The sequence below is a fragment of the Streptomyces sp. TBY4 genome (genome assembly GCF_024213195.1).
In the GTDB taxonomy this organism is placed as follows: Bacteria; Actinomycetota; Actinomycetes; order Streptomycetales; family Streptomycetaceae; genus Streptomyces.
Window position 1 is genome coordinate 91,965 of the sequence record NZ_JANAVF010000020.1, and the last position, 14,356, is coordinate 106,320.

10 protein-coding genes are annotated in these 14,356 nt (G+C 71.3%); 5 read left to right on the plus strand and 5 right to left on the minus strand.

Annotated elements, in window-relative coordinates:
* Window positions 1–3: 3 nt before the first annotated feature.
* A complete protein-coding gene (locus NLX94_RS33665; RefSeq protein ID WP_254386954.1) occupies window positions 4–1,572 on the plus strand; it encodes a hypothetical protein in 1,569 nt (522 codons plus the stop codon).
* 40 nt (window positions 1,573–1,612) lie between these two features.
* Here NLX94_RS33665 and NLX94_RS33670 read toward each other — a convergent pair whose 3' ends face one another.
* Both NLX94_RS33670 and NLX94_RS33675 read right to left on the minus strand, forming a co-directional pair.
* On the minus strand, window positions 1,613–2,773 hold the full coding sequence (locus tag NLX94_RS33670) for a PP2C family protein-serine/threonine phosphatase (protein WP_254386956.1): 1,161 nt from the start codon (window positions 2,771–2,773) through the stop codon (window positions 1,613–1,615).
* 106 nt (window positions 2,774–2,879) lie between these two features.
* A complete protein-coding gene (locus NLX94_RS33675; RefSeq protein WP_254387025.1) occupies window positions 2,880–6,347 on the minus strand; it encodes a M28 family peptidase in 3,468 nt (1,155 codons plus the stop codon).
* Between the two features lie 200 nt (window positions 6,348–6,547).
* On the opposite strand from NLX94_RS33675, the gene NLX94_RS33680 reads away from it, so the two are divergent.
* From NLX94_RS33680 to NLX94_RS33690, 3 genes are all read left to right on the plus strand, one after another.
* Window positions 6,548–7,507: a LysR family transcriptional regulator gene (locus tag NLX94_RS33680; RefSeq protein ID WP_254386958.1), complete on the plus strand. Its 960-nt coding sequence runs from the start codon at window positions 6,548–6,550 to the stop codon at window positions 7,505–7,507.
* Window positions 7,508–7,614: 107 nt separating this feature from the next.
* Window positions 7,615–9,015 carry a sulfatase gene (locus NLX94_RS33685; RefSeq protein WP_254386959.1) on the plus strand — a complete coding sequence of 467 codons (1,401 nt, stop codon included), beginning with the start codon at window positions 7,615–7,617 and terminating at the stop codon, window positions 9,013–9,015.
* Window positions 9,016–9,093: 78 nt separating this feature from the next.
* Window positions 9,094–9,978 (plus strand): formylglycine-generating enzyme family protein, encoded by an 885-nt coding sequence (locus tag NLX94_RS33690; RefSeq protein ID WP_254386962.1) that lies wholly within the window; start codon window positions 9,094–9,096, stop codon window positions 9,976–9,978.
* A 7-nt stretch (window positions 9,979–9,985) separates the two neighbouring features.
* Here NLX94_RS33690 and NLX94_RS33695 read toward each other — a convergent pair whose 3' ends face one another.
* From NLX94_RS33695 to NLX94_RS33705, 3 genes are all read right to left on the minus strand, one after another.
* Window positions 9,986–10,585: a TetR/AcrR family transcriptional regulator gene (locus NLX94_RS33695; protein ID WP_254386963.1), complete on the minus strand. Its 600-nt coding sequence runs from the start codon at window positions 10,583–10,585 to the stop codon at window positions 9,986–9,988.
* A gap of 82 nt (window positions 10,586–10,667) precedes the next feature.
* Complete coding sequence (locus tag NLX94_RS33700) at window positions 10,668–12,659, minus strand: discoidin domain-containing protein (protein ID WP_254387027.1); 1,992 nt, start codon at window positions 12,657–12,659, stop codon at window positions 10,668–10,670.
* 309 nt (window positions 12,660–12,968) lie between these two features.
* On the minus strand, window positions 12,969–13,781 hold the full coding sequence (locus NLX94_RS33705; protein WP_254386964.1) for an AraC family transcriptional regulator: 813 nt from the start codon (window positions 13,779–13,781) through the stop codon (window positions 12,969–12,971).
* Between the two features lie 49 nt (window positions 13,782–13,830).
* Here NLX94_RS33705 and NLX94_RS33710 point away from each other — a divergent pair, with 49 nt between their 5' ends.
* Window positions 13,831–14,352, plus strand: coding sequence for a DUF2000 domain-containing protein (locus tag NLX94_RS33710; RefSeq protein ID WP_254386965.1), 522 nt, complete (start codon window positions 13,831–13,833; stop codon window positions 14,350–14,352).
* Window positions 14,353–14,356 lie beyond the last annotated feature (4 nt).

A 14,356-nucleotide genomic window follows, 5' to 3' on the forward strand; every position in this document is an offset into this window, starting at 1 on the left:
CGGATGTTCCGAAGAGCGCTGAACTGCGCCGTGGCGCCCGCTCTCGCCGCATGCGCGGTGATCTACGGGGCCGCGCCGGCGGCCGCCGAGGAGATACCCCTGGCCCCCGGCCACCGGCTGGTCAGCCACTACGAGGGCGGCCCCGCCACCGCCGCGCCGCTGCCCGGCGAGGCCCCGCCGCAACACCCCCACCTCGCGCCCAACGGCCGCAGCGGCATGCACTCCGACGCGGCGGGCAGCGCCACCTCGCCCTGGTCGGGACCGCTCGGCAAGAACCCGCAGGTGACCAGCGAGAAGATCGCCGCCCTCGGCGGCGAATGCGCCACCGCCACCTTCGACTCGGGCGGCCGGCTGGTCACGGTGTGCGGCACCTTCGGCGGCTTCAAGGTCAAGCTGCTGGAGCCCCGTACGCTCGCCACGCTCGCGGAGTACCAGCTCCCGCAGCGTTCCTCGACGGTCCAGGCGATCACCTCGCTCGACTTCTCGAAGATCTTCAAGGACACCTCGGGCGGCGCCTACTTCTACCTGGACAACCAGGACCGGGCGGTGCTGGCCGACTCCCGCCAGCACGTCCTGAGGCTCTCGCACGTCCAGAAGCCCGACGGCTCCTGGCAGTTCAAGGTCGACAACGACTGGGACCTCACCGGCCACGTCCCGCACGACTGCGTCGACTGGACCAACCTGTGGCCCACCGGCACCTGTGACCCCGTCACCTCGGTGATGCCCGACTGGGACGGCCGCATCTGGTGGGTCACCCGCCAGGGCCGCGTCGGCACCGTGGACCCGGCGACCTCGGTGATCCGCTCGATCCGGCTGCCCGGCGAGGAGATCCAGAACTCCTTCTCGGTCGGGGAGGACGGGGTCTCCATCGTCACCGACCACGCGCTCTACAGCTTCACCGCCTCGGCCGACGGCACCCCCGCCGTGCAGTGGCGCCAGACCTACGACCGGGGTACGGGAACCAAGCCCGGCTCGGTCAACCAGGGTTCGGGCACCACCCCGGACCTCTTCGGCAACGGCTACGTCGCGATCACCGACAACGCCGACGACCGGATGAACGTCCTGGTCTTCAAGCGGGGCCTGGACGTGCCCGAGGGCCAGCGGCTGGTGTGCAAGGTCCCGGTCTTCGGATCCGGCGCCTCGACCACCGACAACTCCCTGATCACCTGGGGCAACAGCATCGTCGTCGAGAACAACTACGGCTACGAGAACGTCACCTCGCTGGTGCTCGGCAAGTCGGTCGTCGGCGGCGTCAGCCGCATCGACGTCCGCGCCGACGGCAGCGGCTGCGACACGGTCTGGCAGAGCGCGATCCGCTCGCCCTCCGTGGTCCCCAAGCTCTCCACCGCGAACGGGCTGCTCTACTTCTACGAGAAGGAGCCGAACTTCTGGGGGATCGACGCCTGGTACCTCACGGCCGTCGACTTCCGCACCGGTGAGCGCCGCTGGCGGCAGCTGACCGGCACCGGCCCGCTCTACGACAACAACTGGGCCCCGATCACGCTGGGCCCCGACGGGACGGCCTACGTCGGCGTCTTCAACGGCATCGTCGCGGTCCGCGACGGCGGCTGAGCCCCGGCGCCGCACCCCGGCGCCGCACCCCGGCGCCGGATCATCGCGGGGGCCCGTCCACCGGACGGGCCCCCGCCCGCGGCAGCGGGCCGACCCGCTCGACGGCCACCATCGCCGCGTCGTCGCCGAGCAGGCCGTCCGGGGTGTGGGCGAGGAGATCCGCGCAGAGGTGGCGCAGGAGGGCCTCGGGACCCTCGCCGGGCCAGTCCGCGACCCGCTCCGGCAGCGGGTAGAAGGCCCCCGACGCGTCACGGGCCTCGATGACGCCGTCCGTGTAGAGCAGGACCACGTCCCCCGGCTCGAAGGGGAAGGACTGCGCGGTGAAGCCGGTGTCCACGAACTCGGACAGGCCCAGCGGCGGCGCAGGACGGTCCACCTGGAGCGGGAGGACCCGGCCCCCGCGCAGCAGCAGCGGCGGCGGGTGCCCGCAGCTGACCACCCGCAGTGCGGGCTCCGCGTCGGGAACCTCGAGCACCGCGGCCGTGGTGAAGCCCTCCTCCGGCCGGCCGGGGCCCCCGGGGCCGTCCGGGGCCCGGTCCGGGTCGGCGGCCACGGCGGCCTCCAGATAGGCCACCAGGCCCGGCAGGTCGGCCTCCAGGTGGGCGGCGGCCCGGAAGGCCCCGAGGACCACCGAGGCCTCTCCGACCGCCTCCAGCCCCTTGCCGCGGACATCGCCGATGATCAGCCGGGTGCCGTCGGCGGTACGGGCTGCCGCGTACAGGTCGCCGCCGATCTGGGCCTCGGCCTCCGCCGACAGGTACACGGAGGCGATCCGCAGCGGGCCCATCCGGTCGCGCAGCGGTCGTAGGACCACCTGCTGCGCCGCGACGGCCACGGAGCGCAGCCGGGTGAGCTGCCCCTCGTGGACTTCGCGCAGGTGTGCGAAGAAGGTGACGAAGGCCGAGATCAGCACGAGGGCGATGATCTGGAAGGTGTGGTTGAGGTCCGTCAGGGAGGTCCGCACGACGGCCACGCCCACCTGCGCGAGGACCGCCACGGCGCCGACGAACCCCGTCATCCGGGGCCCGGCGAAGGAGGCGGTCAGAGCGGGGGCGGCCACCAGGAAGGGGCCCAGGTGGACCTCGGGCGGGGCCAGTACGTCCACCACCGTGACGGCGGCGATCAGCAGGAACGGGACCGCCAGCACCGCGCGCGATTCCCGGAACCGGCTGGTGCGTGGGTGCGGCGCTGAGGGGGCCATGCCTCCTGCATACACCGCGCACGGCCGGGCGGCACCCGCTCCGGCCGCGGGGCCGGGGCAGGTGCCGCCCGGGTGGTGCGCAGCGCCGCTCAGGGCGCCGGGGACGTCAGCTCACCTGGAGAGTGACGTCGTCCACGACGAAGGAGGTCTGCAGGGAGGCGTCCTCCACGCCCTGGAACTTCAGGGTGACCGTCTGGCCGGCGAACCGGGAGACGTCGTACGTCCTGAGCTGGTAGCCGGCCGCGGCGTTCACGTTGGACAGGCTCGCCAGCGTCTGGCCGCCCACCGAGACCGTGAAGGTGTCGTAGACCGTGTTCTCGGTCTCGGCCGTGTCGATGTGCAGGTAGAAGGCGAGCTGGTACGAGGAGCAGCCGGTGGGGATGGTCACGGACTGGGCGGCGCTGTCCGTGCGGGGCGTGCCGTAGCCGTTGAGCCAGGCCTTGTAGGTGCCGCCGTGCGGGGTCTGGCCGGCCTGGTTGGTGATGACGTTCGTGGTGGTCGTCCACGGGGTGGTGCCGCTCTCGAACCCGCCGTTCGCGATGAGCTGGCGCGGGGTGCAGGAGGGGCCGGTGCCCGTGACGGTCAGGGTGTAGGTGGTGGTGTGGCTGACCGAGCCGGTGCCGGTGACGGTCAGGGTGTAGGTGCCGGGTGCGGTGCTCGCGCCGACCTGGACGGAGAGGGTCGAGGAGCTGCCCGACTGGACCGAGGTGGGGCTCAGCGAGGCGGTGGTGCCGGCGGGGGCGCCGGTCACGGACAGGGCGACGGTCTGGGCGGCGCCGCTCACGGTCGCGGTGCTGATCGTGGAGCTGACGCTGCCGCCCTGGGCGGCGCTGCCGGTGGCCGGGGAGGCGCTGATCGAGAAGTCGGGGCCGGGGGTGGTGCCGCCCACGGCCTGGTTCCATACGGTGTAGGCGACACCGTCCGCGCTGCGGTCCAGGACCGTGGCGCTGATGTTGTTCGTGGTGTCGCAGGAGGCGTGGTAGCAGGGGTCGTACGCCGCGTTCGCGGTGCCGCCCCACTTCGCTGCCTGGGCCGAGGTCTTGCGGGCGCTGGCTCCGGACGCGTAGCCGGAGGTGGGGATGCCGCCCTGCTGGAAGGAGTAGTCGTCACTGCGGCCCTGGCCCTCGGTGTTCTCCTCGGGGGCGAGGTTCAGCGAGGTCCAGTAGGCCTTGAGCGGGGCGGCCGCGGTGGAGTTGACGTTGTTGATGAAGTAGCCGCCGTTGGTCGAGCCGACCATGTCGAAGTTGTAGTAGGCCTTGATGGCCGACTTCTGGGTGCTGGTCAGCTGGTTGACGTAGAACTTCGAGCCGTTGAGGCCCTGCTCCTCGTCGGTCCACCAGGCGAAGCGCACGTGCTTGGTCATGGTGGGGTTCTTCTGGGCGAGGACGAGCGCGTTCTCCAGCAGGGTCGCGGAGCCCGAGCCGTTGTCGTTGATGCCCGGACCCGCCGAGACGCCGTCGAGGTGGGCGCCGAACATGATCGTCTGGTCGGCGGGGCCGCCGGGCCAGTCGGCGATCAGGTTGTTCGAGGGGTAGGTGCAGGAGGAGCAGTTCTGCTCGGTCACCGTGTAGCCGGCGGCCTGCAGCTTGCCCTTCACGTACGCCAGCGAGGCCGTGTAGCCGGCGCTGCCCGCACGGCGGTGGCCGCCGTTCTGGGAGGCGATCGTGTTGAACTGGGTCAGGTGCGCCCGGACCGCGGCCACGTCGATGTCGGGCGCGCCGGGGTTGGGCGTGGTGCCGCCGACGGTGAGCGCGTAGTCGACGGTGTGCGAGAGGCTGGTGCCCTGGCCCTTGACCACGACGGTCGAGGATCCCGGAGCCGCGCTGGAGGAGGCGGTCAGCGTCAGCGTCGAGGACTGGCCGGACTGCACGGTGGCCGGGCTGAAGGAGGCGGTGACCCCGGCCGGGAGGCCGGAGGCGGTGAGGGTCACCTGCTGGGCGCTGCCCGTGGAGACGGCGGTGGCGACCGTGCTGGTGGTCGAGGCGCCCTGCTGGACGGTGCCGGAGGCCGGGTTCAGCGCCAGCGAGAAGTCGCTCTCCTGGCCGCTCGGGGTGCAGGTCGGGTCGGCGGTCTGGGCGGGCACGCTGATGGCGTCCCAGGCGGCCTTGGTCTTGTTGAACAGGTTGCAGGTGGTGTCCAGCGACTTGGCGGAACTCAGCGTCGCCGTACGGTACTTCTTGTAGGACATGCTGGAGGTCTTCAGCAGCATGCCGCCGTAGAAGATCTTGCCGGCGTTCTGGATGCCCACCCCGGTCAGCGTGGACTGGTTGCAGGTGCTGCTGTTCGGCTTGCCGCCGCCCGGGCTGGTGCCCTCGGCGAGCAGGTAGAACCAGTGGTTGAGGGGACCGGCGGCCGCGTGCACCTCGGTGCCCGGTATCGAGGAGCTGTAGCAGGACGGGTCGTTGTTGACGGCCGGCGGGTTGTACATGTTGCGGATCGGACCGTTGCCCACGAGGTTGATCGTCTCGCCGACGAGGTAGTCCGGAGTGTCGTACGGGGAGGGCTGGTTGATGAAGGCCTCGGTCAGCGCGCCGAAGATGTCACCGGTGGCCTCGCCGAGCCCGGACTCCTGGCCGCTGGTGCCGCCGGGGGTGTTGGTGTCGATGGCGTGCCCGTACTCGTGGGCCACCACGTCCACGCCGGCGATCCACTCGTTGGCGTTGTTGTGGCCGATGGTGACCGTGCTGCCGTCCCAGTACGCGTTCACGTCGTTCAGGCCGACCTTGGCCGGGAAGCTGCGGCCGTTTCCGCTGACGCCGTTGCGGCCGAGCCACTGGCTCAGCATGTCCCACTGCTTCTGCGCGGCGAACATCAGGTCCACGCAACCGGTCTCCTTGGAGGTCGGGTTGCCGGTGCCCCAGGAGTCGGAGGACTTCGAGAAGACCGCGCCGGAGCTGTAGTCGGCGCAGCTGAGGCCGGCCCGGTTCGGGTCGCGCAGGGAGTACGTGCCCCCGGAGGCCGTGGTGTCGATGGTCAGCGGGTTCGGGCCGTTCCACTTGCTGTTGCCGCTGCCCGCGACCACCTCGTCGAAGCGGTCGAGCACCTTGCCGGTGCGGGCGTCCACGAACACGTGCAGTTTGCTGGGGGCCTTGGCGGTCCGCCCGATCAGGACGGTCTCCCAGGCCAGCGCCGCCTTGTCGTCCTTCAGCTTCACGACGAGCCGGCGGCTCTCCACCTTGTCGGTCTTCACCTGCTCGGCGCGCGAGACGGCCTCGGCGGCCTGCGCCGAGACCGAGGCCGTGGTGGCCACGTCGATCACGGTCGCGGAGGCCGACTGGAGGGCGCGCACCCGGCCTTCGCCGTCGGCGAGGACGACCGCGTCGCCCCCGACCACCGGCAGGCCGCGGTAGCTGCGCTCGTAGGCGACCGAGTACAGGTCCTTCACCCAGGGGGTGACCAGGCGCCGGTCGTACTGCTGCTGCGGGGAGTTGACCAGGCTGTCGAGTCCGCTGCGGACGGCCGCGTCGGCCGCGGCGACGGCCCGCTCGGCGGAAGTGGGCGGGGCGGGATCCGCCGGCTGCAAGGCGGTGGCGGTGGTGGCCAGCGTGCCGGCGAGGCCCGTGGTCAGCACCATGGCCGCGAGGGCGGCCAGCCATCTGGTGGGCTGCAAGAGTCCACTCCGATCGTGTGGGGGGATGGGGCGGGGAGGGTGCCGAAAGGCGGTCTGGCTGTTCGCGGCCGAGTATGGGCGTGTCCATGACGGGATCGGGACATCCCTGCCGACATAAGACCGGCGTTATGGTGCCGACGCGTGACGCTGCGTAAGCTGCCCGGATGCAGCTGGAGTTGAGACATCTGCAGGCCGTCTGCCAGATAGCGGAGACCGGAAGCCTGGGGGGCGCGGCGCGGATCCTCGGGATCTCCCAGCCGGCGCTCTCCGCCCAGCTGCGCCGGATCGAGCGGGTCACCGGCGGCGAACTCTTCGTCCGCGGCCGCCTCGGCGTCGAACCCACCCCGCTCGGCCAGTTCGTCCTGGCCAAGGCGCGCCGGGTGCTCAGCGAGATGGACGCCCTCGGGGCGGAGACCCGGGCCCGGACGGCCGACGCCCCGCTGCGCCTGGGCTGCATCCTGCTGGTGCTGATCGACGGACTGATCGCCCGGCAGGACCTGGTCCTGTCGGGCCGGGAGATCACCGTGGACCTGGAGGACTCGGTGACCGCCCTGGTGCGGATGCTCGGCGCGGGCCGCTACGACGTCATCGTGTACGGGGAGGTCAACGACCACGAGGTGCCGCTGCCCGGGGGAGTCACGGCCCGCACCCTGGTCCCCAAGGAGCCCTTCTGCATCCGGATGTCGGCCCGGCACCCGCTGGCCCGGCTGGAGGCCCTCGACCTCGCGGACCTCGCCGACGAGCAGTGGATGACCCTGGTGGAGGACGACGACGGCGGACCGGAGGCCCTCGTCGAGGCCTGCGCCAAGGCCGGCTTCGTCCCCGCGCTGCGCTACCGGATCACCGACCGCATGATGCAGTACGACCTGATCTCCGCGGGCCGCGCCGTCTCCCTCAGCCAGCCCACGGCGCCCGCCGTGGCCGGCACCGTGATGCGGCCGCTGATCGGGTCACCGATCACGGGGCGCATCCGGCTCGCCTGGAACCGCTCGGCGGTCTCGGCCCGCCAGGCGGAGCTCTTCTACCGGTCGGCCGCCTACGCGTACCTGGCCAATGTGGACAACAACCCCTTCCACCGGGCCTGGTGGGACGAGCATCCGGAAGCCCATCCGGCCCTCGACTGACGTCATTTCATACTGCGTACATGGAACGGGTATTCGGATCCCTTTACGCTCTCCGCATGGCAGTGGCCGCCACACCATTTCCCTTCGGAGAGCTGGAGGAAATACCCATGACCCCAAGAGCCCGCACGCAGGTCAGCCGGAGAGGCTTCCTCGCCGGCACCGCGGCGGCCGCGGCCGCCGCCACCGTGCCCGCGATCGGCCAGGCCGCCGCAGCCCCCGCGGCGGCGGCCGCCGGCCGCCCGAACATCCTGCTGATCGTCACCGACGACCAGCCCGAGCAGACCGACTGGGCACTTCAGAAGACCATCGGCTGGCTCGCCGGCCAGGGCGTGAAGTTCAACCACGGGCACGTCACCACCCCCCTCTGCTCCCCCTCCCGCTCCTCGGTGTTCTCCGGCCGCTACGCCCACAACCACGGGGTCCGCAACAACGCCTCCTCGGCCGTGCTCGACCAGAACACCACCGTCCAGCGCTATCTGAAACAGGCCGGATATCGCACCGGCCTCTTCGGCAAATACCTCAATGCGTGGAACATCGCCGACGCACCCCCGCATTTCGAGGAATTCGCGCTGCTCCAGCCCGGATACGTGGACGCCAAGTGGAACGTCAACGGATCGGTCCAGACGATCAACGGCTACACCACGAACATCATCAAGAACCGCACGCTGAGCTTCGTCGACAAGGCGGCCACCGACACCCGCCCCTGGTTCGCCTACGTCACCCCCTACGCCTCGCACGGGCCCCGCACCCCCGAGGCCAAGTACGCGGGCACCCCCGTCCCCGAGTGGAACGGACGCCCCTCCGTCACCGAGGCCGACCGCAGCGACAAGCCGCCCTACATCCAGAACGCCACCGGCACCCTCGAGGACGGCAAGCGCATCCGCGCGGAGCAGCTGCGCGTGCTCCTCTCCGTCGACGACGCGGTCCAGGCCTTCAAGGACAAGCTGGCGGCCACCGGACAGCTCGACAACACCCTCGTGATCTACATCGGAGACAACGGCTTCGGCTGGGCCGACCACGGCTGGACCGCCAAATCCGTCCCCTACAGCCCCGCCCACGAGGTGCCGTTCTACCTCTCCTGGCCCGCCGGAGGGCTCGGGGCCGGCACGGTGGACAACCGCATCGTCGCCAACATCGACATCGCGCCCACCATCCTCGACGCCGCCGGGATCACCCCGAACACCCCGCAGGACGGGGTCTCGCTGCTGGGCACCCACAGCCGCGACCACCTGCTCGTCGAATGGTGGAAGCAGGGCACCGGCGCCGACCACCGCACCTGGTCCTCCTACGTGGCCAAGGACAAGCAGTACGTGGAGTACTACAAGCTGCACACCGACGCCAACGGCACCGTGTCCGGCACCGGGGAGGTCACCTTCCGGGAGTACTACGACCTCGCCGCCGACCCCCACCAGCTGGTCAACAAGCTGTACCAGGCCACCCCGGCGCAGGAGCGGAACCTGGGCATCCCCGCCCTCGCCGCCCAGCTCGCCGCCGACCGGGTCGGCTAGCAGCCGGACCTCCGGCCGGGCGCACACCGTCCGCGCCCGGCCGGACCGCACCCATCCGCACCTTCACCGGAGTCCTTCATGTCCTCCTCCTGCTGCACCCCGGGGCACGACTCCCCGGCCGGCGCCCTCACCCTGCTCGCCGCACCCCCGGTCCCCGCGCCGCGGGCCGCGCGCGGCCTGCTCGACCTGCCCGGGGGCCGCTTCCTCATGGGCACCGAGGACGCGGACGGATTCCCTGCGGACGGGGAGGGCCCGGTCCGGGAGGTGGCGGTGGATCCCTTCCGGATCGCGCCGACGACGGTCACCAACGCCCAGTACGCCACCTTCGTCAAGGCCACCGGGCACGTCACGGAGGCCGAGGAGTTCGGCTTCTCCTTCGTCTTCGCCGGACTGCTGGCGCCCGAACTCGCCGCCACCGCACCGCCGGTGGCCGGGGTCCCCTGGTGGCGGGCGGTGTCCGGGGCGAGCTGGAAGCACCCCGAGGGGCCCGGGTCCTCCGTCACGGCCCGGCAGAACCACCCCGTCGTCCACGTCTCCTGGAACGACGCCCAGGCGTACTGCGCCTGGTCCGGGACCAGGCTGCCCACCGAGGCCGAATGGGAGTACGCGGCCCGCGGCGGCCTGGAGCAGCGCCGCTACCCGTGGGGCGACGAACTCGCCCCGGAAGGCCGCACGCTGCTCAACATCTGGCAGGGCGAGTTCCCCACCACCCACACCGGTCCCCACCTCGGCACCGTCCCCGTGAAGTCCTACCGCCCCAACGGCCACGGGCTCTACAACGCCGTCGGCAACGTGTGGGAGTGGTGCGAGGACCCGTTCGGGCCGGGACACGCCTCCCGCACCATGCGCGGCGGGTCCTTCCTCTGCCACGACTCGTACTGCAACCGCTACCGGGTCGCGGCCCGCAGCTCCAACACCCCCGACAGCTCCACGTCCAACATCGGCTTCCGGGTGGCGGCCTGAGCGGGCGTCAGTCCCGCTGGACGACCAGCCCGGCCACGTGGTCGGTGACCATGTCGAGGATCCCGGCTGCTGCCTCCTCGTCGCCGAGGACCAGGAAGTTCAGGGTCACCCCGTCGGTCATGGCCGCCAGGTACTGGGCCAGCACGTGCACCGGCACGCTGAGCTCGTACGGGTGGATCCGGCGCAGCTCTTCGAGCAGCTCGGTGTACGTGTCGCAGTAGGACTGGTACTGCTTGCGCGCCAGGTGGCCGAACTCCGGCTGCCGCAGCGCGTACTGGGTGAGCTCGTAGGTGAGCATGTGCGCGCCGGGACTGGCCGCCACGTGGTCCCAGTACGCCTGGAAGCCGGCCCGGATGGTCTCCCGCAGCGTGGGCCTCGGCAGGATCGCGGCCTTCACGAGGGTGACGTAGTGCGCGGTGATGGTCTCGATGACCGACTCCAGGAGCGCCTGCTTGGAGTCGAAGCAGTAGTGGAAGACGCTCAGGGAGACGCCCGCCTCGGCGGCGATGGACCGGGTCGTGGTCCTGGCCACCCCGTCGCGGGTCATCGCGCGGATCGCCGCCTCCGTCAGCTGCCTGCGCCGGTCGGTCAACGGCATCCGTGCCATGTACGGGTTCCCCTTCGCTCCGGTGCGCCCCGGGCGGGGCGTCCGCGGGCACGGAGGCCCGCGGACACCCCGCCCGACGCCGTCAGCTGCTGTATACGCCGACTTCGTGCAGCGAGTAACCCCATTGGGTGCCGCGTCCCGCTCCGTGGACGCGTACGTACCGGGCCGGGACCCCGGAGAACCTCGCCGTGTCCACCCCGCCGTCGCCCTCGGCCGTGGACCAGGCCGTCGTCCAGTCCGTCCCGTTCGAGGAGACCTCGATGCGGTAGGCCCGCCCGTACGCCGCCTCCCAGTCCAAGGTGACCCGCTTGACCAGCTGCTGGGAGCCGAGGTCGACCTGCAGCCACTGGTTGTCGTTCCACTCGCTCGCCCAGCGGGTGCCCCGGTTGCCGTCGAAGGCGAGGCCGGGCGCGAAGCTGACGAAGGGGTTCCACCACTCGGAGGTGCTCGCGGAGGCGGGCCGGCCCGCGGCGAGGTTCACGCCGGCCTTGTGCTGCTCGGACCCGCCCCAGGTGCGCAGGTACGACTCGGCGCCCTTGAACAGGTCGTCCACCACGCCCTGTCCGCCGACGATGCGGATGTCCTCGATCCAGTCGGGCACCAGGCCGTAGTGCGAGGCGCCGTCGGTGTTGAGGTCCCAGGTGCGCTGGCCGGTGGTCTGCTTGTCGATGACCGAGCCGCCGTCGGTGCTGCGGAAGGGGTACGTGACCGGGTTCGGCGTGTTCGCCCCGCGCGGGCCGGGCCAGCCGCCGACGCCGTTCATGTCGGTGCCGTAGCCGTAGCCGACGTTGTACTTCTCGCGCAGCGCGTCGGTCCGCTTGGCCTCGGCGCTGAAGCCCTCGGAGCCGCCCATGTACGCGGTGGCGAAACCGCCGAGCTTGTAGAGCCGCTCCATCCAGCCCAGGTCCATCCAGCTGTGCGAGGAGATCACGCCGGGGTAGTTCTCGGACTCGAGGATGTCGAAGGCCTGCCCGGCCGCCTTCACGCTCATGTGGTCGAGTTCGAGCATCATCTTGCGTTTCATCATGCCGCGCACCGCGTAGTCACCGAGGTCGGTGAGCCCGCGGGTGTTGCACTGGGCGCCCGAGGCGTACGAGGGCACGCTCACGCCCGCCGGCAGCTGCTTCTCGGCGGCGGCCGCCGGGGCCAGGCCGATGGGGTTGTCGTGCTGCGGGCCCTTGCACGCCTCCGTCATCCAGAAGGTGCCGGTCGACAGGAACTGCCCGACGTTGATGGCCGTTCCCAGCGCGCCCTCGTCGAAGCGGACCCCGCACAGGGCGTTGTCGAACTTGTGGCACAGGAACATGCTGCGCACGCCGAGGTTGTACAGCTCGTCGAGGCCCTTGTCGATGTCCGCCTGACTGCACTGCGCGATGTCCAGGATCTGCTTGCACCCGAAGGGCTCGGAGGTCTCGACGCCGAGGACCACTGCCAGCTTCCCCTGCTTGATCACGTCGCGGGCCTGCCCGGAGTCGGTGACGATGCGGAACCAGCCCTTGCCCGGGCCGCCGTACATCTTGTCGACGTAGGCCTGCATGTCGTAGGTCTTCTTCGCCTCCAGGCGGATGGCGGTCATCTCGTCGCAGCTGCGGTCCTTGAAGAAGTAGACCGAGCAGATCACCCCGTTGGTGACGAGGTCGTTGACGAGGACGCGCTGGCCGCCGCGCCAGGCGCGCTCGATCCACGCGTAGTAGTTCTGCTGGTGGGTCAGCGAGTCGTGGGCGGGCCAGTCCTTGAAGGTGGGCCAGCCGTCGGGGTCGTGCTTGCCGTCGCCGCCCTTGGTGATGAAGTCGAAGATCGCGAGGCTGCCGTCGGGGTAGTGCTCGGGACAGTCCTTGAGCGCGTCGGCGATCCCGGCGTCGGAGAAGGGCTTTCCGCAGATCAGACGGCCGCCGAAGCCCTCGTTCGACATGATGTGGTCGTGCGCGTCGACGAAGCCCCGGACGTTGCCCTGGGCGTCGGTGCCCTTGAAGGGCTCGCCGGTCACGTTGATCTGGGAGTCGGGCGCGGGCCGGGCGGTGGGCTCCCACCAGTTGTTGTCGGCGGCGGCCCCCGGGACGGGGCCGAGCACCATGGCGAGCAGGCCGAGGAGCAGGGACAGGATCGCGACCGGCTTGCGCCGGTGGCGGCGGGGCGGTTCCGGTCGTTGCCTGCGGGGTTCTTGGGGTCCTTGTGGTTCTTGGGTCGTGGCCACTACTCACGTCCTCGGTCGGCGGAGGGCGCGGTCGAGGACACGGTCCACCGGAGGCGTGGCCGCCTTGGCACCTGTTTGTCATGTCCCGCGCAAGCATTGCGATGAGAATCGCTACTGCCGGGTACAGAGTCAAGAGTCCGGGTCACATGACCTGATGGCGCGTCACCCTACTCGCCCGGCGGGTTCCCGTCAGCGGGTCGGCGCGGAACGGGCGTAGCGCCCGGGGGTGGTGCCGACGACCCGCTTGAAGTGGCGGGTGAAGTGGGACTGGTCGTAGAAGCCCGCCTCGACCGCCACCTCGGCGGCCGGGCGGCCCTCCAGGAGCAGCCGGCGGGCCAGGGCGACCCGGCGCGAGACGAGGTACTGGTGGGGGGCGATGCCGAAGGTGCCGCTGAACGTGCGCACCAGGTGGGCGGGGTGGGCCTGGAGCAGACCCGCCGCCTCCTCCAGGGACAGGCCGCCGGCCGCCCGTTCGTCGAGCAGCTCGCGCAGGTTCCGCGCGAGGCCGGGGCCGGGCAGGGCGGCGCGGGCGTGCGGGAGTTCGAGGCGGGGCCGGAGCAGGGTGCGCAGCCGGTCGCCGATCAGGGCCAGCCGGCTCTCCGCCTCGAACTCGTCCCCGGGGGCCGCCAGGGCCCGGTGGAGCTGCCCCACGCGCCGGCGCAGGACCGGGTCCGCGAGGTCGGGGCCGTCCACGGCGGCGCCGATGAAGCGCTCGTCCAGCAGGGTCGTGTCGAGGTAGACGACGCGCTTGCGGAACCCGTGCGGGGTGGCGGCCGAGCCGTTGTGCGGGACCTGGGGCGGGAGCAGGCTCACGGTGTCGCCCGGGGTGCCGCGCCGGTGGCGGTCCAGGTCGTAGCGGATGGCGCCGTCGTCGACGATCAGCAGGGTCCACGCATCGTGGACGTGCATGGGGTAGGCGTGCGCGGTGAAGCGGGCGTGGAACACCTCGACGACACCCGCGACCCGCGGACGCCAGGCCGAGACCTCCTGCTGGGGCTGCACGTGAAGAACGTACAAGACCGCACGCGGGGGCGCCCGGCAGTCTCAGGGCATGAGAGACGAGCACGATGCGAAGCATGAGCAGGTCGGGCAGGTCGGGCAGGTCGGGCAGGCCGGGAACGGCGGGAGCGGCGGGAGCGGCGGGAGCGGGGCGGACGGGCCCGTGCGGTTCGACACCAAGATCGCGGTGCTGCTGCGCGAGGACCTGGAGACGTGGCAGCGGCTGAACGTCACCGCCTTCCTCGTCAGCGGGCTCGGCACGGCCTGCCCCGAGGTGGTCGGAGAGCCGTACGAGGACGCCGACGGGACCCCCTATCTGCCGATGTTCCGCCAGCCCGTCCTGGTCTTCGAGGGCGGCAAGGAGACGCTGGCGGCGGCGCACGAGCGGGCGGTGCGGCGCGGGCTGCCCACGGCGGTGTTCACCTCGGACCTGTTCGCCACGGGCCACGACCGGGCCAACCGGGCGGCCGTGGCGGCGGTGGGCAAGGACCACCTCGACCTGGTCGGAATCGCCGTCCACGGCGCACGCAACTCCGTGGACAAGGCGCTCAAGGGGGCCCGCATGCACGGCTGAGGGG